Source organism: Paenibacillus lignilyticus (assembly GCF_017942085.1).
In the GTDB taxonomy this organism is placed as follows: domain Bacteria; phylum Bacillota; class Bacilli; order Paenibacillales; family Paenibacillaceae; genus Paenibacillus_Z; species Paenibacillus_Z lignilyticus.
In genome coordinates this window covers 104519-122229 of record NZ_JAGKSP010000017.1, presented here as the reverse complement: position 1 = coordinate 122229, position 17711 = coordinate 104519, and the positions used below count along the sequence as shown (strand labels likewise).

Genomic DNA, 17711 nt, shown 5'->3' with positions numbered 1-17711 from the left:
CCAACCCCAACCCCAACCCCAACCCCAACCCCAACCCCAACCCCAACCCCAACCCTCTAAAGGGTCTACCTCTCTTCGTTATTCAAACTAACCGTTTCCGCTCTATTATTTAGGCTATTCCGCTCCCGGGTAGCTGAAAGTCGGAAAACCCGACTCTCAGCACAAAAACAGCATGAAAAAGCAGCTGAGAGTAGGGAAATCCGCTTCTCAGTATGCAATTCCTACAACTAACCCCGAGTTCGGAAGCTGAGAATCGGAAAATCCGACTCTCAGCAAGAAAACAGCATGAAAAGACAGCTGAGAGTAGGGAAATCCGCCTCTCAGCATGCAATGTCTCCAACTAACCCCGAGTTCGGAAGTTGAAAGTCGGAATATCCGACTCTCAACACGAAAACATCTTAAAAGTTATCTGCTTGTGGGAGAGAGTGGCTCCAGCAGCAACACATCGACGGGAAAGTGGCAGAGATGGTGGAAGAGTTGCTCCAGGAGCAACACATCGTCGGAAAAGTGGCGGAAACGGTGAAAGAGTAGCTCCAGGAGCAACACATCGACGGGAAAGTGGCAGAGATGGTGGAAGAGTAGCTCTAGGAGCAACACATCGACGGGAAAGTGGCAGAATTGGTGAAAGAGTAGCTCCAGGAGCAACACATCGACGGGAAAGTGGCAGAATTGGTGAAAGAGTAGCTCTAGGAGCAACACATCGACGGGAAAGTGGCAGAATTGGTGAAAGAGTAGCTCTAGGAGCAACACATCATCAAACAAGCAGCAGAAGCTACTGCCCCGCTGCTTGGACTCATTCTACAACCTCGAGGATCGCAGCGTAGCTGCACTCGCCATCCGGCCATTTTCCGCCTGCGACGAAAATGTATTGGCCGGGTTCGGAGGGAAGGATAACCTTGCCGTCTTGTTTCGTTAATGGCGTGAAATTCTGTTTAACCCAAAGCCCGCCCCAGGTTTCCGTAGGCTCCGGTCCGCTGTGAAAAGAAACCGTTACTGCTGATCCTGAATTAACGGTATAAACCTTCGAATCCCGCACCAGCATATCGGGAGTCGGAGCGTCTGCGATGGCATTTTTCCATTGGTTGGAGCCTTTGATGAGCGGAATTTCCACTTGATCGACGACAATGTAGGCATTCGGCGGTTCAGTCGAATTCGCTTCCGACATCGACGAACCTCCTCTTGAGCAGCCGATACTAAACAATGACAGGAGCAGCAAGCAAACGACCGGCAAAACCCACCTATTCTTCATCACTCTCACCTCTATCCCTTTGACGCACGATCCTTCCTTATTGTTGCCAGCACGTTGTCAGCGCAATAAAAAAGCCGTAACCCCCGCGCAGTTCAACATCGCTGCAGGTAGTTACGGCTACTAAATTGTAGTAGATTAAGAGAATGAGCTAAATACACTTATGAACGGGGTTTGTTGGGCGTGCAAAGAGAAGCGCTGGGCAGCTATATATCGAACCTGCACATGCATATATCGGAGGCGGCATTCTTCACCTGCACCTCAAGCTGGTACCATATGGATGTGTTATCGGATTTCAATCGACTCTATTATTTTCTGGGGGAGGGGGGACATGTTCGGATTGGCGACGAGGAGCTGTACCCGAAGCGCGGCCAGCTTGTCGTTCTGCCTGCCGGAACGATGCTGTCGGTACGTACGCTGGAAGACCGGGTCTTCAGCAAATTCTTTTGCCACTTCAATGCAAAAGCAGGCGGTCAGGAGCTCTTTCAGCTGCTGGAGGCACCAAGCTGCGTCGATGTTCCGGACCAAGAGGCGACTTCGAAGCGGTTCGGCGAGCTTGTGCGCCACTACCGAGAGACTGGGCTGACCTCGATGCTTCGGGCAAAACTGCTGCTGCAGGAGCTGCTATGCGAGTTCCTGGAGCAGGGAGACGAAGTGCGCCTGCGGCAATCGGAAGCTGGCGGGTCCCTGGATAAAGTCAGTCAGGTGCTGGCTTATTTGGAGCATCATCTGGCCGACGATGTGCGGCTGGATCAGCTGGCGGAGCTTGTCCATTTTCACCCGAACTACTTCATATCCGTGTTTAAGTCGGTAACAGGCTGCTCTCCGATTCAATATTTGAACCAGCGGAGGATGGAGAAAGCGAAGCAGTGGATGCAGTCGACGGACATGTCCGTCTCCGAAGCGGCAGAGCGGACCGGCAGCTCGTTATATCAATTCTCCAAAATGTTCAAGCAGCACACCGGCGTCAGTCCCAGCGATTACCGTAAAGTGCTTCGCGAGCAGTCACAGCAGCAGTAACAGCGCGTTAACGGAGCATAAAAGCCCTCTACGATCGAAGAGTTGGCGACTGCGGAGGGTTTATATTGTTGCTAGGAATAATCGGTCACTTCGCTGCCAACCTGATTCCAAGCGTTTCCGAACGGTCGATAAGTTCCCGACTTCGAGAGCGGCTGATGGCGCTTCGGCAACCGATAAGTCGCAGACTCGCACCGTACTAATTCCTTGCGCTCGCCGCAAACCATAATGCCCGTGTCGTTGAACAAGTTATCCGCAAGCTGGTATGCAGCATCGGCCCGGTATGAAATGACGATGCCTCTGCGCTCCCTCCCGGACAGATTCACAGGCGAGCCGTGCAGCGTCAGGCAATGGTGAATGCTAATGCCTCCCGCCTTGGGCGTGATCTGCACGGTCCGGTCCGCTGCATCCTCCCAATACTGCGGCTCCTGGCAGCCGGCGACAAAATAACCATCCATCGAGTGATTAAGCAGCCCGAGCTTGTGGCTTCCTTTGACCATTTGCATGCATCCGTTCTCCGGTGTCGCATCATCCAGCATAATCATGACCGACAGCAGATCCGTGTTCGTATGCGGGTAGAAAGCAAAATCCTGATGCCACGGGAATTCGCCAAGCCCCTTGGCAGGAGGCTTCGTAGCCAGCTTCGAATGCTGAATTTGAATGTCCGGCCCGAGCAGCGGGAGGATTTTGGATACGATGGCAGGATGTCTTGCCAAATCCAGCAGCGCCGGATGCATTGTCGTTAAGCCGAGCAGATGAACCGTTTCTTGCTTGTACATCGATTGCGAGCGATTGGATACAACGGCATCGCTTGCGCAAATCGTCCGGTAAAGCTCGACTTCTTCCGCTGTAAGCGCATCGTCGAACACCAGAAACCCATCTTCCCAATACTGCCGCACCTCTTCTTCAGTAAGTCCGTCACGCCATGCACTCATGTCCGCTGCACTCCTTCTTAATACTATTAAGTGGATGTATAATGAGCTTCGAATACAATAAATGTAAACGAAAAACGTGGGTCACAGCGATAATCAAACGGTTCTTTTGTAGCATCAAACGGTTATTTGGAGAGGCGGGCCGAGCATGTATTGCCAATTCGACTTTTTGTTCTATGCCACACATAAGCAGGGCACGTACGTGGACTTGCATAAGCATAATTGCTACGAGCTTGTTTATTATGTCAGCGGCACCGGCATGATGAATTTGAACGGCGAATGGTACCCGTACAGCGCCAATACGATTACGTTAACGCGACCGGATCATCTGCATGATGAGCGGCATGATACGGAGACGGAAGTCATTTTTATCGGATTTACGTATGATGATTACCCGATTCCGCTTGCCAACGGCATCTATATCGACGATGCGAATCAGACGCTGTTGACGCTGCTGCTGCAGATGAAGCATGAGATGTTGGAGAAGAAGCCGCTGTTCGGCGTTAAACTCGATGTTCTCACGCAGCTCGTTGTCATTGAATTGGAACGTACGGGAAAAAGAGTCTCTGCGCTGCCGGACAGCGAGAAGCTGCTGCATTCCAGGCTGTACATCGACGAGAATTACAGCCAGAAGCTGAACATGCCGCAATTGGCGCAAATCTCCGGCTACAGCTATGATTACTTCCGGCATTTGTTCAAACGCAGCACAGGGCTCTCGCCGGTGCAATATTTGATCCAGCGGCGTGTCAATCAAGCGAAGCTGGAGCTCGCCAATACGGACAAGAAGCTGGCGGCAATCGCAATGGATTGCGGGTTCTCCACTACGTCGCAGTTCAGCAAATTGTTCAGGGAGCTAACCGGCGAGCAGCCTGTCGGTTATCGGAGACGGACGAAGAGCCTTGCCGCGCAAGACGCCATCCAATGATAAAAAGCCCTCTATTCCGCCGATTAGCGAAACTGAGGGCTTCTTCGATATTGAGAGCTAGATGCCCATCCGAGTCAGCGCACCTTCGAAGGACACATCGACATGGTCGTCGCCGGTTACATAACGCCACAATTTGGCCCGCTGCATATGATCGAGGCGGTCTTCGTTGCCCTGCCAGCGCTGATACCCTTGCTGGATAATACGAGAGACTTCCGGATCGCGGTAGCCTTCGAGATTGAACAGACCGCGCTGCTCTTGCCCCGGACGCAGGCGGAGCTTGAAGACGTAACGGGTCTTGTCCGTATAGTTCGGCTGCGCGCAGTGCCAGATCCCATGGTGGAGAATGGCGAGCGAACCGGCCTTGCCTGCGAGCTGCCGTTGTCCGGTAATGTTTTTGTACCGGGCGAGACTGAAGGTGTTGATCTTGCGCAAATGGGAGCCGGGCAGAATTAGTGTCGGCCCCATCTCCGGCGGAGCATCGTGGGAGAAATAGAACAGCTGGATATCGAAGGCATGCGGGCGGACATCGATGATGGAATCGCCGTGCCAATCCTGCGCGAGCGGGTAGTTTGCAGGAACGATGTGCTGAAAAGAATGGTCGTATACAGGCGCGAGTCCGACCAAGCTTTGAATAATGCCCTGTACCTCAGGCAGTTCGAACACGCTGCGGATATGCTTGGATTCCTTCCAGAACATATGCCCCTGGCTGTGCTGAATTTGCTCCTTATAAACCAACTCGTTCAGGTGCTGGGGGATGAAGGCATCCAGCAGCAGAAATCCGTCGGTAACGAACTTAGCCATTTGCGCGGCCGTGAGCAGATGCTTCGGATCTGCCGGTGTCATGTTCAAGCTGCTCATGTACGGGCACCTTCCTCTCAAGTACATATTCGTAAGGCAGATGGCCGGTGTCATGCTCCTGGCCTGCGGGATAGTACGGCAGCGAAGGGACTTGAATGACATTCCAGCCATCTCTCATGGCGTGAAGAACGGATTTGTAAGGCGGTTCATTGGAATCGCCGGTATTCATGGGCAGTGCATCCTCAGGCGCTGCGCCGTCGTACAGGGACCAGGCGATCGTGGGGGATTTTAAATCCGGCGTAGTCAAATTCAGAAACAAGATTTGCTGTCTCATGGCAACCAAGTGTGACGCCTCCTTCAATGATCGTGCTCTGATTTCATTGTATGGATTCGCGGGTGCGCTGAGGATATGCAGAATTAAGAACGATTTGTGCAATATTAATAAGGATTGGAAAAGATGCTTTTCAAATCAATATAAATTGTTTACAATAATATTGTATAAAATATAATCGAGGTGACGTGGCATGAACGTGTACGACTTCAAGGTGCAAACGGTCAGAGGCGAAGAGAAATCGTTGTCCGATTATCGCGGCCAGGTGCTGCTTATCGTAAATACGGCGACCAAATGCGGGCTGGCGCCTCAGTTCAAAGAGCTGCAGCGCCTGCATGAGACGTATAAGGATGCGGGACTTACCGTGCTGGGTTTCCCATGCAATCAGTTCCAGAATCAAGAGCCGGTGAAGAACAGCGACATGGAAGAGACGTGCCAAATCAATTTTGGCGTAACGTTCCCGCTGCTTGGCAAAATCGATGTGAACGGGCCAAACGCCGACCCGTTATATAAGTACTTGAAGAAGGAAGCATCAGGTCTGTTCGGCTCGGGCATCAAGTGGAATTTCACGAAGTTTCTGGTGGATGCGGAAGGACGCGTCGTGAAGCGTTACTCGCCGACGACCAAACCGCTGAAGTTCGAGGCGCATATTAAGAAGCTGCTGGAGCAGGCGAAGTCCAAAACGCTGGTTCACTAATATAGCTGCAAAAAAGCGAGGGGCGCATTAACGCTCCTCGCTTTCGTTTTGTTCATCCACGATTCGATGACCATGGGTATACACATTCATTTCGTTGCCACGAATGAACCCGACGCATGTTATGCCCAGATCCTCCGCGAGCTTGAGCGCGAGGTCGGTCGGCGCCGACTTCGAGAGCAGAATGCCGACGCCGATTTTGGCCGCTTTCAGTACGACCTCGGAGGAGAGTCGACCGCTGAAGGCGATGATTTTATCGGTAATCGCAATGCGCTGCTGCAGTGAAAAGCCGAACAGCTTATCGAGCGCATTGTGGCGTCCAATATCGGTCCTTACGGCAAGCAGCTCCGTGGCGGTGCAGAGTGCTGCATTGTGCACGCCGCCGGTCAGCTTGAACTCGCCGGAGCTATTTTGCAATAAGCGAATTAGTGCGGTGCACTGGGCCGGCGAGATCGTCATGCGGCTCATCGACGTGCGTGCGGTACGGGCATCGTTATGAAAGTAAAACTGGCGGCTCTTCCCGCAGCACGAGCCGATGAATCGTTTGGAAACCTCATCTTTACTTGTCGAGTGCTTGTTATAGAGCTCGACGTAGACGAAGCCGCGCTCCTCGTCAATGCGAAGCGATTCGATCTCCGCAGCCTGCCTGATGACCCCTTCAGAGGCCAAGAAGCCGATGATCATTTCCTCCAAATCCGTTGGTGAACAGACGATGGTGGCGAATTCCTCGCCATCCAGGCGCACCGTCAGCGGGTACTCCGTTGCGATATCATCCTCCTGCAGGGAGGCTGCACCGCCGCTGTATTTGCGAATGCGCCATTTGGCTGTGATGCTCGGCAGCATTTTTCATTCCTCCCTGTTGGTTCGTTCCAGCTCACGTCTACTCCTCGTCCGCTATTTCCTGATCCAGCTCCGCGATGCGTTTCTCCACATACCTGGTGTCCTTCAGCGCATGATACGTTTCCGCTCGCTCCATCACGACTGCTGTATTGTACTCCGGTATCCCTGCAAAAGGTTCATACACCTTCTTCGGCAGCAGCGGGTTGCACTCCGGCCAATAGAGCTCAAGGTTGCCGGCAGCGATGTCGGCGAACTTCGCTCTGCCATGGAAGCTGCCGCAGCTGTTGTAGAGGACGACCGCCTCGCCTTCCGTAATGCCATGTTTCGCCGCATCGTTCTTGCTTACCAGAACATCGTACCGGTCTGCCGCGTTGAACGGATCTTTGTTGCTGTAGATCATGGAGTTGAACTGCTTGCCGCGGCGGGACGTGATATAGAAATGGCCTTCCGGCTTGCGCAGCTCCGGCAGTTCCACCGGGATGAGCTGTCCGCGGCCGTCCTTCGTCGGGCAAACGCCGTCCTCGCACAGCCAAGCGCCGCCCCACTGGAACACATCGCCTCTGTTCTTCAGATGCTGAACGCCATCGTAATTCGGGGAGGCTTTGGCGATTTCCGCGCGCAGGGCATGCGCGTCCTTGAACTGCACGAGCGCAGCGCGCTTCGGATCTACGCGCGCAGCAAGATCGCAATAGATCTGCCACTCCGTGCGCGCTTCCTCGATGCGAGGGCCGGCGATCTCCGGCGAGAAATACACCATCCGCTCCGTTGAAGTGGAGGTGCCGCCGCCAGGCTGCTCATAGCGCGTCATCGCCGGAAGGACGATAACGGCTTCTTCCGCATCAGCCAGCGTGGAGGTGTTCAGCACGATATCCTGATGGACGCGGATTTGGATAGACTCCAAGCATTGGCGGACAAAATCCGGCTCCGGCATCGTCTCCAGGAAGTTGCCGCCGGACGTATAGAACAGCTTCAGCTTCCGCTCATGATCTTCGGGAAGCAGCGCATTCTCCAGCGTGACTCCGACGATGTCGCCTTGCCACGTAGGCAGCTTAAAGCCCCAGACCTCCTCGACGCGAGGGATGTCCTGTCCTTTGAATTCGCCGCCCGGCAAGCTGAAGGGGTCGGCGCCCATCTCGCCGGAGCCCTGTACGCCGCTGTGTCCGCGGATCGGCATCAGGCCGCAATATTCGCGGCCCAGAAAACCGCGAAGCAGCGCAAGATTGGCCACCTGCGAAATGTTGTCCGTGCCGAAGCGGTGCTGCGTCAGCCCCATGCTCCAGACGAATACGCCGGACTTCGAGGCCGCCAGCAGCTCAGCGAATTCCTCCATCCGCTGACGCGAGATCCCGGAGGAACGCTCCAGCTGTGCCCAGTCTTGGCTCTTGACGTGCTGCCGAAGCTCTTCGTAGCCGTTCACATGCTCATTGACGAATTTGCGATCGATGGCTGAGCCGGGCTTTTCCATCTCCATGGCGAACCAATGCTTCATCACGCCGTGCATGAAGGCGATATCGCCGCCGATGTTGACTTGATAGAAGTCGTCGGCCAGCTTGGTGCCAAACAGCGCAGACTCCGCAATGGAAGGGACCCAGTACCCGTCCATGGCCGGCTCGCGATAAGGATTAATGACGATAATCTTCGTTCCTTTGCGTTTGGCCGCGTACATATATTTGGTCGATACCGGCTGATTGTTAGCGGCAACGCTGCCCCAGAAGACGAGCACATCGGTGCCGATCCAATCCTTGTAGTTGCAGCTCGATGCACCAATTCCGACGGAACGTTTAAGTGCCGTCTTGGAAGGGGAGTGGCAGATGCGAGAAGCATTGTCGATATTGTTCGTTCCCAGGAAACGCGCGACCTTGGCCGCGGCGTAGTAAGACTCGTTCGTAATGCCGCGAGCCGTTAAGTAGAATGCCAATTGCTTCGGATCGATTTGGCGGATTCGTTCCGCAATCATGTCGAGCGCGGCATCCCAGGACAAGCGGCTGAACTTGCGCTCGCCTTTGCGTCTGATGAGCGGATAAGGCAGCCGGCCCAGCTTGCGCAGCTCGGTGCTGTCCATTTTGCGCAGCTCGTCGATGTCGGCGTGCAGCACGTTTGGCTTGATCGCCGGCATCGTGTTAAGCCGCAGAAGATTGAGTCTGGTCGTGCACACATGCGGACCGGCGAGGGTCTGATCGTAGAGACCGGAAACGCCCAGCGCGCAGCCGTCGCAGACGCCTTGGGTCAGAATGCGCATCGCATACGGCAGATTATCTCGGTTGTCGGCCATTACTTTGATCGTGTCGCGAATATGCTTCGGCTTTACTTTGCCGAGTCCGAACGGGACTTTGCTTACCCATAGCTTCGGATCGGGTTTGCTCGGGAGCTTGATTGGCCCGGAATGTTTGGTTTTACCCATTAGGGATGGCCTCCTTCTAAAATTGTTGGGAATAAAAAAACCGCGCAGAGCCCGACATTTTCTTTTCCAAGAAAAATCGTCTCTTCGCGGTTAGTCTCTTGCAGGTTCGCTGCTAAGCGCCAACACCTATCGTTAACGGCTGCTCCCGAATTTGCGTTCAATGTCTTGATCGAATACAAACACGGACATGCCGAAATCTTTGTCAATATCGATATCTACATATAACTCCAGAAACCGTGCGCCAAGCAGCCGCTCCATCTCAATAGGAGGGTGGTTGCGGTAAATGTCCTTTACCCACTGCGTTCGCGCTTCGCGCAGCATCTGTTTGCCATCGCTCGCCGAAGCAATAAACTTCTCGACCGGCGACAAATTGCCGTCCATCTCGCAAATGGCCCAATGCTTGCAGAAAGTCGTCGAAATGCGGCTCGGGCCTTTGCCCATATGCCGCTTGCGGAACGCTTTGACCAAATTGCTGAATTCCGCTTCCGTTTGATTCATAGTTATCCCTCTTTTATCCGCAAAATCGGTGGCAGGATCGCTGCTCCGTACCGAGCGGAACCTGCTATAATCTTAGCAAGAAAGCGTACCCATGGCAATGACGATATGGCTTAGCATGCGTTTCGGAGGCAGTTATGGTACTCTTTTCTCATATAGACAGCCTTAAGGGGGAAAAGGATTCATGAATACATTGTCATATGGACTGCTTGGCATGCTGGCGCGCAAGCCGTGTACGGGGTACGAGCTGACAAAGATGCTCAAATTGTTCTGGCAGGCCAAGCACAGCCAAATCTATCCGCTGTTAGCTATGCTGGAGCAGGAGAAGCTGGTCACCTGCGAATTGATCGGGCAAACGGGGAAGCCGGATAAGAAGCTGTACACCATCACAGAGGATGGAGCAGCAGCGCTGCGGAGCTGGATCGACGACGCACCGGCCGGGGAGAGCATCGAGCGCGACGAGTTTCTGTTGAAAGTCTATGCGATCGGCCTGGTGGAACCAGCGATTGCGCTCCGTTTGTTTCAAGAACGGACAGCGGCGCTCTTGGAGCGATTGCAGCGAGTGGAGGCGGAACTCGAGATCATGCAGGCTGACCCGACGATCGTGAAGGACTCCACGTCCAAACAATTCGGTCGTTACCTGCTGTACCGCCGCAAGGTGGGTTTATTGAGGGAAGAGCTGTCCTGGATCGAATGGGCGACTCCGCTTATTAATGTGAACGTGGAAGTGTAAGGGCGGAGGGTTCGTCGCCGACGGCCCTCTCGCGGAGAGCTGAGAGTGCGAAACCGGAACTTTCAGCGTCGAAACCACCTTGAAAAAAGTCTGAGAGTGCCCAAATGGAAGTCTCAGAATCCAAACTAACTAATCCGAACCCTCACGGGGAGCTGAGAGTAGGAAAACCCGACTTTCACCACCAAATCCACCACAAAAAAAGACTGAGCGACGGAAAATCCGACTCTCAGTCACCAAACTAACCAATCCGAACCCTCACGGGGAGTCGAGAGTAGGAAAACCCGACTTTCACCACCAAATCCACCACAAAAAAAGACGGAGCGACGGAAAATCCGACTCTCAGTCACCAAACTAACCAATCCGAACCCTCACGGGGAGCTGAGAGTAGGAAAACCCGACTTTCACCACCAAATCCACCACAAAAAAAGACTGAGCGACGGAAAATCCGACTCTCAGTCACCAAAACTAACTAATCCGAACCCTCACGGGGAGCTGAGAGTAGGAAAACCCGACTTTCACCACCAAATCCACCACAAAAAAAGACTGAGCGACGGAAAATCCGACTCTCAGCCCTCAACCTCTCAGCCCTCAACCAACCTATCTCTACCCGATTACCGTAAGTTCCTTCGGGAACGCCGTCAGCACCTCGACGCCGCCTTCCGTCACGAGGACGTCGTCCTCGATGCGGACGCCGCCGACGCCCGGCACGTAGATGCCAGGCTCGATCGTGAAGACCATGCCGCTGCGCAGCACGTCCTGGTTCTGCCCATGCACGGATGGATACTCGTGCACGTCCATCCCAAGCCCGTGGCCTAGCCGGTGCATGAAGTACGGCCCGTAGCCGGCCGACTCAATATGCTCGCGGGCCGCGCGGTCGAGACTCGCCAGCGTAGCACCGGGGCGAGTGGCTTCGATCCCGCGCAGGTTCGCCGCCAGCACCGTGTTATAGATCTTCGTTTGCTCCTCCGAGATGTCGCCAACCGCGAACGTCCGCGTAATGTCCGATGCATACCCATCGGCATAGACGCCAAGATCAAACAACAACAGCTCGCCCTCGCGCACCGCGCGCGAACCGGGCACGCCGTGCGGCAGAGCAGAGTTCTCGCCGGCCAGCACCATCGTCGAGAATGAAGGACCGCTCGCACCGAGCTTCTTCATCTGGTACTCCAGCTCGGCCACGAGCTCGATTTCGCTAACGCCCGGCTTCACTTGGGCGATACCCGCGCGCAGCACGTCCTCAATAATGCGGACGGCATGCTTCATGCGCACGACTTCGTCCGGCGTCTTAATGACGCGCATTTCGCGGAGCGGTCCGTCGATATCCGCATAGACGCTCGCGCCAACGGCACGGCTGATCGCCTCGAAGCGACTGACCGTCATATAGCCCTTCTCCAGCCCAAGCGACTGAACGCCCGCAGGCATAAGCTTAGTTAACACCTCATACGGATTGTCGGTGTCTGTATGCGTATGGATGCTCGTCACGGACGATGCAGCTTGCGCTGCCTCCAGATCAAGGGCGGGCACGATCAGCAGCGGCTCCGCTTGCCGAGGAATCAACAAGCCGAGAAACCGCTCGTGCGGGTCAGTGGCAAAACCGGTCAAGTAATAGACATGCTTCGGCATGGTGATAAGTACGGCGTCAATGGCATGCTGATCCATGTAAGCAACCAGCTGCGCAATACGATTATTCATAGCATTAATCGTCCTTTCTTTATCTGCATCTTGATCATCTTTATCTTCATAATCATCTTTATCTTCATAATCATCTTCATCTTCTTCATCTTCTAAGGATAGTAGATGATCGCATCGTAACGGACGATGTCTTCACCGGGATTATGGTACAAATGGGGCTGATCCGCCGCGTAGCGAACAGCGCTGCCGGGACCTACCGTATAGGAAGCGTTCTGGATCTCAACGATAAGCGTTCCGGTAGAGACGAGAATATATTCTTCCACGCCGGGGCTGTGCGCCTCGGATTCATGCGTGCATCCGGCATCCATTTCGACGGAATAGACCTCGAACTTCTTCGTCGGCTCGAACGGAAACATCGGATAGACGCGATAGTGTCCGTCTGCTTCGAGCAGCGGGTCCAAGTCTTCTTTTGTAATGACGGCAACCTCAGAGGGAGGCTCCTCAATTAACGTGGTAAAAGAAAGCCGAAGCCCATTGGCGATCTTCCAAATAATCGAGATGGTCGGGCTCGTCTCCCCGCGTTCAATCTGTCCGAGCATCGCTTTGCTGACGCCGGTCAGCTCGGCGACCTTGTCCAGGCTGAGCCCTCTCGTTTGACGGATCATTTTCAAATTCCGCCCCAGTTTGATATGAATCTGCTCCATAAAAAGCCTCCTGCCTCGCTCTCCTATTTAGCTTATTGTAGCCCAATCGTGCTTAAAAGTCGAAATCCATCTGTGCGCTATAGCATACAAAACTATTGTGCGTCATAACATACATATGTATAATATAAGCAAATGGATGCCAAAACCAATTGAGATGGGGATGCCGACTATGTCCAGTACATCATTGACCGCTTATTTGCAGCGCAACTTGGAAGAAATGAAGAAGAACGGCTTATTTAACGAGATTAACGTCCTGCAAGGCGGCAACGGTCCGCTTATTCATATTAACAACCGAGAACTGATCAATCTTTCCTCCAACAACTACTTGGGGCTGGCAGGCGATGAAAGGCTCATTCAAGCGGCAGAGCTTGCCCTTCGCAAATACGGCGTAGGCGCCGGTGCCGTGCGCACGATCAACGGAACGATGGACATTCACGAAGAACTGGAGGCGAAATTAGCGCGTTTCAAACAAACGGAGGCCGCTATAGCGTACCAATCCGGTTTCAACTGTAATATGGCAGCGATTTCAGCGGTCATGGAGGCGGGGGATGCGATTCTCTCCGATGAGCTCAACCATGCTTCTATTATTGACGGCTGCCGGTTGACCAAAGCGAAGGTAATTCGGTTCAAGCATTCCGATATGGAAGATCTGGAGAAGCAGGCGAAGGATGCAAGGGAGTCCGGTCAATATAACAAAATCATGGTGATCACAGACGGCGTGTTCTCGATGGACGGAGACATTGCGAAGCTTCCGGAAATCGTGGACATTGCAGAACGTTATGACCTCATTACCTATGTCGATGATGCGCATGGTTCAGGCGTGCTTGGCAAAGGGGCAGGCACGGTTAAACATTTCGGGCTGTCCGATCGGGTCGATTTTCAAATCGGCACGTTGTCCAAAGCGATCGGTGTCGTTGGCGGATATGTAGCCGGCAAACGCGAGCTGATCGAGTGGCTGAAAGTTAGAAGCCGTCCGTTCCTGTTCTCGACGGCGACGCCGCCTGCAATTGCCGCAGCATGCGGCGCCGCACTGGATATTTTATCCGACAGCGCGGAATTGCAGGAGAAGCTGTGGAGCAATGCCGCGTATTTCCGCAACGGCTTGCAGCAGCTCGGCTTCGATACCGGACATACCGAAACGCCGATCATTCCGTGCATCATTGGAGACGAAGTGAAGACCCAGCAGTTCAGCAAAGCGCTGTTTGAAGCGGGCGTATATGCCAAAGCGATCGTATTCCCGACCGTTCCGAAAGGCGCGGGCCGAGTCCGCAACATGCCAACGGCAGCACATACGACCGAGATGCTCGATCTGGCGCTCGCCATCTATGAGAATGTGAAGAAGCAAATCGGCGTATAGAGACAGCTCACCTTAAGATTCGGAGGCGAAACGGATATGAAGAGAATACTGGTAACCGGTTCATCGGGCCAAATCGGCAGTGAGCTTGTCGCCGCGCTGCGCGCCCGTTATGGAGAAGATCAAGTCATTGCAACCGATATTAAACCAAGCCAATCGCCGGCAGCGGCAGGCGGACCGTTCGAACTGCTGGATGTGAACAATCGCCAAGCCTTCCTTGATATCGCGCGAAAATATAACATCGATACCGTGATCCACCTCGCCGCTCTTCTGTCGGCGACAGCTGAGGCAAACCCGCTGTTTGCCTGGGAGCTGAACATGGGCGGACTCTTGAATGCGCTTGAAGTAGCGCGCGAGCTGAAGTGCCAATTCTTCACCCCCAGCTCGATCGGTGTATTTGGACCGGATTCGCCGAAGGATCTCACGCCGCAGCTGACCATTCAGCGTCCGATTACCATGTATGGCATTAACAAAGTAGCCGGCGAGCTGCTGTGCGACTATTATTATCGCAAATTCGGCGTCGATACGCGTGGATTGCGATTCCCCGGCTTGATTTCTTACCTAACGCCGCCGGGCGGCGGAACGACCGATTATGCGGTAGCGATGTTCTTCGAAGCGCTCCGCTGCGGCGAATACAGCTCTTATATTGATAAGGGTACATTCATGGATATGATGTACATGCCTGATGCGATCGAAGCGATCATCCAGCTGATGGAGGCGGATTCCGCTAAGCTGATCCACCGTAACGCCTACAATGTTTCTGCGATGAGCATAGATCCGGAGCTGCTGGCTGCCGAAATCAGAAAGCTGCTTCCGTCGTTCAAGCTTACGTATCAGATCGATCCGATAAGAGAGCAAATCGCCCAGAGCTGGCCGAATTCCCTCGATACGTCTGCAGCACGGAACGAGTGGGGCTTCAAGCCGCGCTATACGCTGGAGGCGATGGCACAGGATATGCTGTGCCAGATTGCCGCCCGCAATCCGGGATCAAGCAGTGATTCACCCCTAAGCAGCATTATGAAAGTTTCCTAAACGGATACGATTGCAGCCGCTATTTAAAAAACGTTCCCAAACCGTTACCACAACGGCTAGGGAACGTTTTTTGTAGCTTCACTTAGAAACCGGATATCGCAATATCGTCCGAAGCGACTCCTCCGCCGTCTTCCGGAAGTCGGACAAATAAATCTCATGATGCTTCCCGCTGATTGCAAGACCTTGCTCCTCTATGTATGCATACATAATCGCAAGTGTTTCCGGCTCTGTGCTGAACGGGCCGACATGCAGCATTTGCACGCATGTCCCTTCCGAGAGCTGGCCGAAGCTGACACGCTCCACCGGCATATGCGGCTTCTTCTTCATCGCGGTTTGCAGTCCCTCTTCAGCAATCGCCGCCGTTACATAATCCGGCTGACGGATGAGCAGCGTCCACTGCCACAGCTCGCGCGGCGTTTCGAGCGGATCCAGGCTCATGTCTTCCACCCACCACAAACCTTCCAGCTTAGCGACCGTAAAGTCCTGCTCCGCTTGCTTGCACAGCGCTTTAATGCTGTACGCCGCTGTATACATCGCTTCAATCGCAGCTTTAAAAGCGTCGCTCTCCGGAGAGCCGGAGCCGGTCATTTGCAAATAGGGCAGGACCGGCAATGCAATCAGCTCGGGCTTCTTGCTTGCGCCGTAATAGGTTTTATCTGTTTTCGTTAAGTCGAGCTTATCCAATTGAAATGCCTCCCGGGCTTCTTAGTGTGCTTGTCAAAGTCTCTCTAGTATACGTTACATTGCTGACAAAGGAAGTCAGTGAATTGGAATTTTTTAGTGTAAGCCGTGCGTAAGATAGCTGTAAGTGACAGCGTGTTATTATACATCTTGTTCCATACATAGTTGAGTTTTTCCAAAAAAATTTTAAAAGAGGTGAGTTTAAAATGAAATGGCTAGTACTCATCCACGTCATGTCAGCCATCATTGGGGTAGGCCCAACGTTCTTCATCCACACGCTATTCGGCAAGAAAGACAGCGTCGGCGAATTGCGCAGCGCGATTAAGCTCGGCAGTAAATTGGAGCTGTTTCCGAAGATTGGCGGCTCGCTCGCCGTTATTACGGGGCTTATTCTCGTATTTGCGGACGGATGGGAGTTCGTCAGCTTCTGGATTCTGGCCTCGCTTGCGCTCTATATCGCGATTCAAGTGCTGGTGATCGGCTTTGCCGCGCCGGTGACGAAGCAGCTCGGCGTGGAGATCGAGAATTCGAAGTCGCTAAGCGCAGATCAGATGGTTCCCGACAATCAGGTTCGTTTGCTGAACAAAGCCAATAAGCTCTATTACGGAGCGACGGCGATGGGGGCGCTGCTCTTTATTTTCATGGTGCTGAAGCCGTTTTATTAAGATAGGACGGCGACCGGCCGTTTCACCTTCAGATGTCCTGATCGCTGCTCCAACGCGGAGCGCCGATTATTTTTTTGTTGTATTTCAACCCTAAATCCGTCAAACTGTTGGCAATGGAAACTTACGGGAATGGGGCGTAGGCTAACGAATGAAGCAAGATCGCAAATGGATTTATTACCTCGGCTTGGTGCTGGTTGCCGCGATCTGGGGAGCTAATTTTGGCGTATCACGGAAAGCGATGGAGACCTTTGATCCGATACTCTTCGCTTTTCTGCGTTTCTCCATCGCGACGCCGTTCTTCTTCTTCTTGCTTTACCTGAAGGAAGGCAGCGTTGGAGTACCGATCAAGGTGGCGTTGCAGCTGGCGGCCATCGGTTTGGTAGGCGTAACGGGGCTGGAAATTGCAGTGATGTATTCGATCAAGTATACGACGCTGGCTAACGCCTCGCTGTTGAACGTGGCACCTTGGCCGATTTTCGCGGCATTGCTTGGACCGTTGTTTATGCGGGAGCGGATGTCGGCTCGTCTGATCGTTGGCGGAGTTGCGGCAATGGCAGGAGTTTGCCTAGTTATTCTGGGCGGATCGGAGGGGTTTGACCTCTCCTCGAATAATATGGTCGGCAATATGCTTGCACTTGGGGTTAGCATCATCGGCGCTTTGTTCAACCTCGCGTGCATGCCGCTGATGAGAACGTACTCGGCTTTGCGCGTCAGCACCTGGTACATCACCTTCGGCATGCTGTTTATGTTCCCGTTCACGCTAGGTTCGTGGAGCAAGGTGGAATGGAGCTCGTTAACGTCAAGCTCGTATACGGCTATCGCCTATAATGTACTGATTTGCACGCTATTCTCGTTCGTGGTGTGGAATGCGAGCATGTTCAAGATCGGCGCAACGCGTGCGAATTTCTTCCGTTATGTCGTGCCGGCGGCAGCGGTTGCGGCCGGTTATTTCTTCTTCAGCGAGCAAATCAGCGGCTGGCAGTTCGGCGGTACGGTGTTCATGGTTGCGGGGCTGGTGTGGATTAGCTTGGAGAAGAGAGTGAACGCGGTCCCGGTCGGTTAAAATAGCTCATATAAATTGGACGACCCCCGCTTCATATAGAAGCGAGGGTCTTTTTTGGTTTGAAGAGACGTACAACGCGCCATGTGCGCCGTCATTCGTTCCTTCTTGTATGTTCACTATGTGCAGGCGTCGTAACTTGCGCCGCAAAATATGATAAGCGTAACCGCT

18 protein-coding genes are annotated in these 17711 nt (G+C 53.6%); 8 read left to right on the top strand and 10 right to left on the bottom strand.

Annotated features, from left to right (window positions below; genetic code table 11):
• Nucleotides 1-793: 793 nt before the first annotated feature.
• Nucleotides 794-1165 carry a hypothetical protein gene (locus I8J30_RS27275; RefSeq protein WP_210663552.1) on the bottom strand — a complete coding sequence of 124 codons (372 nt, stop codon included), beginning with the start codon at nucleotides 1163-1165 and terminating at the stop codon, nucleotides 794-796.
• A 264-nt stretch (nucleotides 1166-1429) separates the two neighbouring features.
• Here I8J30_RS27275 and I8J30_RS34115 point away from each other — a divergent pair, with 264 nt between their 5' ends.
• On the top strand, nucleotides 1430-2266 hold the full coding sequence (locus I8J30_RS34115) for a helix-turn-helix transcriptional regulator (protein ID WP_210663550.1): 837 nt from the start codon (nucleotides 1430-1432) through the stop codon (nucleotides 2264-2266).
• Between the two features lie 71 nt (nucleotides 2267-2337).
• Here the strand turns inward: I8J30_RS34115 and I8J30_RS27265 are convergent, their stop codons facing one another.
• Nucleotides 2338-3198, bottom strand: coding sequence for a phytanoyl-CoA dioxygenase family protein (locus tag I8J30_RS27265; protein WP_210663548.1), 861 nt, complete (start codon nucleotides 3196-3198; stop codon nucleotides 2338-2340).
• 145 nt (nucleotides 3199-3343) lie between these two features.
• Here I8J30_RS27265 and I8J30_RS27260 point away from each other — a divergent pair, with 145 nt between their 5' ends.
• Nucleotides 3344-4120 carry a helix-turn-helix transcriptional regulator gene (locus I8J30_RS27260; protein WP_210663546.1) on the top strand — a complete coding sequence of 259 codons (777 nt, stop codon included), beginning with the start codon at nucleotides 3344-3346 and terminating at the stop codon, nucleotides 4118-4120.
• Between the two features lie 57 nt (nucleotides 4121-4177).
• Here the strand turns inward: I8J30_RS27260 and I8J30_RS27255 are convergent, their stop codons facing one another.
• Entirely contained in the window at nucleotides 4178-4978 is an 801-nt protein-coding gene (locus tag I8J30_RS27255; RefSeq protein ID WP_210663544.1) for a phytanoyl-CoA dioxygenase family protein, read from the bottom strand.
• Nucleotides 4914-5261, bottom strand: a complete 348-nt coding sequence (locus I8J30_RS27250; RefSeq protein WP_210663542.1) for a hypothetical protein — start codon at nucleotides 5259-5261, stop codon at nucleotides 4914-4916. Before I8J30_RS27250 ends, I8J30_RS27255 begins: the two co-directional genes overlap by 65 nt.
• A 181-nt stretch (nucleotides 5262-5442) precedes the next feature.
• Here I8J30_RS27250 and I8J30_RS27245 point away from each other — a divergent pair, with 181 nt between their 5' ends.
• Nucleotides 5443-5946 (top strand): glutathione peroxidase, encoded by a 504-nt coding sequence (locus I8J30_RS27245; protein WP_091224288.1) that lies wholly within the window; start codon nucleotides 5443-5445, stop codon nucleotides 5944-5946.
• A gap of 27 nt (nucleotides 5947-5973) precedes the next feature.
• Here I8J30_RS27245 and fdhD read toward each other — a convergent pair whose 3' ends face one another.
• The 3 genes from fdhD to I8J30_RS27230 form a co-directional block, all read right to left on the bottom strand.
• Nucleotides 5974-6786 carry a formate dehydrogenase accessory sulfurtransferase FdhD gene (gene fdhD, locus I8J30_RS27240; RefSeq protein ID WP_210663540.1) on the bottom strand — a complete coding sequence of 271 codons (813 nt, stop codon included), beginning with the start codon at nucleotides 6784-6786 and terminating at the stop codon, nucleotides 5974-5976.
• 37 nt (nucleotides 6787-6823) lie between these two features.
• On the bottom strand, nucleotides 6824-9184 hold the full coding sequence (locus I8J30_RS27235; RefSeq protein ID WP_210663538.1) for an FdhF/YdeP family oxidoreductase: 2361 nt from the start codon (nucleotides 9182-9184) through the stop codon (nucleotides 6824-6826).
• A gap of 132 nt (nucleotides 9185-9316) precedes the next feature.
• A complete protein-coding gene (locus tag I8J30_RS27230; protein ID WP_210663536.1) occupies nucleotides 9317-9682 on the bottom strand; it encodes a Na-translocating system protein MpsC family protein in 366 nt (121 codons plus the stop codon).
• 181 nt (nucleotides 9683-9863) lie between these two features.
• On the opposite strand from I8J30_RS27230, the gene I8J30_RS27225 reads away from it, so the two are divergent.
• Nucleotides 9864-10412 (top strand): PadR family transcriptional regulator, encoded by a 549-nt coding sequence (locus tag I8J30_RS27225; protein WP_210663534.1) that lies wholly within the window; start codon nucleotides 9864-9866, stop codon nucleotides 10410-10412.
• 603 nt (nucleotides 10413-11015) lie between these two features.
• Here the strand turns inward: I8J30_RS27225 and I8J30_RS27220 are convergent.
• Complete coding sequence (locus tag I8J30_RS27220) at nucleotides 11016-12104, bottom strand: M24 family metallopeptidase (protein WP_210663532.1); 1089 nt, start codon at nucleotides 12102-12104, stop codon at nucleotides 11016-11018.
• A 92-nt stretch (nucleotides 12105-12196) separates the two neighbouring features.
• Nucleotides 12197-12748, bottom strand: a complete 552-nt coding sequence (locus I8J30_RS27215; RefSeq protein ID WP_210663530.1) for a helix-turn-helix domain-containing protein — start codon at nucleotides 12746-12748, stop codon at nucleotides 12197-12199.
• A gap of 169 nt (nucleotides 12749-12917) precedes the next feature.
• Between I8J30_RS27215 and I8J30_RS27210 the strand changes: the two genes are divergently transcribed.
• Both I8J30_RS27210 and I8J30_RS27205 read left to right on the top strand, forming a co-directional pair.
• Nucleotides 12918-14105 (top strand): glycine C-acetyltransferase, encoded by a 1188-nt coding sequence (locus I8J30_RS27210; RefSeq protein ID WP_210663528.1) that lies wholly within the window; start codon nucleotides 12918-12920, stop codon nucleotides 14103-14105.
• 36 nt (nucleotides 14106-14141) lie between these two features.
• Nucleotides 14142-15134 (top strand): NAD-dependent epimerase/dehydratase family protein, encoded by a 993-nt coding sequence (locus tag I8J30_RS27205; protein WP_210663525.1) that lies wholly within the window; start codon nucleotides 14142-14144, stop codon nucleotides 15132-15134.
• 78 nt (nucleotides 15135-15212) lie between these two features.
• Here the strand turns inward: I8J30_RS27205 and I8J30_RS27200 are convergent, their stop codons facing one another.
• Nucleotides 15213-15818 carry a GyrI-like domain-containing protein gene (locus I8J30_RS27200; RefSeq protein WP_210663523.1) on the bottom strand — a complete coding sequence of 202 codons (606 nt, stop codon included), beginning with the start codon at nucleotides 15816-15818 and terminating at the stop codon, nucleotides 15213-15215.
• 203 nt (nucleotides 15819-16021) lie between these two features.
• Here I8J30_RS27200 and I8J30_RS27195 point away from each other — a divergent pair, with 203 nt between their 5' ends.
• Both I8J30_RS27195 and I8J30_RS27190 read left to right on the top strand, forming a co-directional pair.
• Nucleotides 16022-16480 carry a DUF2269 family protein gene (locus I8J30_RS27195; RefSeq protein ID WP_210663521.1) on the top strand — a complete coding sequence of 153 codons (459 nt, stop codon included), beginning with the start codon at nucleotides 16022-16024 and terminating at the stop codon, nucleotides 16478-16480.
• Nucleotides 16481-16628: 148 nt separating this feature from the next.
• A complete protein-coding gene (locus tag I8J30_RS27190; RefSeq protein WP_210663519.1) occupies nucleotides 16629-17543 on the top strand; it encodes a DMT family transporter in 915 nt (304 codons plus the stop codon).
• Nucleotides 17544-17711 lie beyond the last annotated feature (168 nt).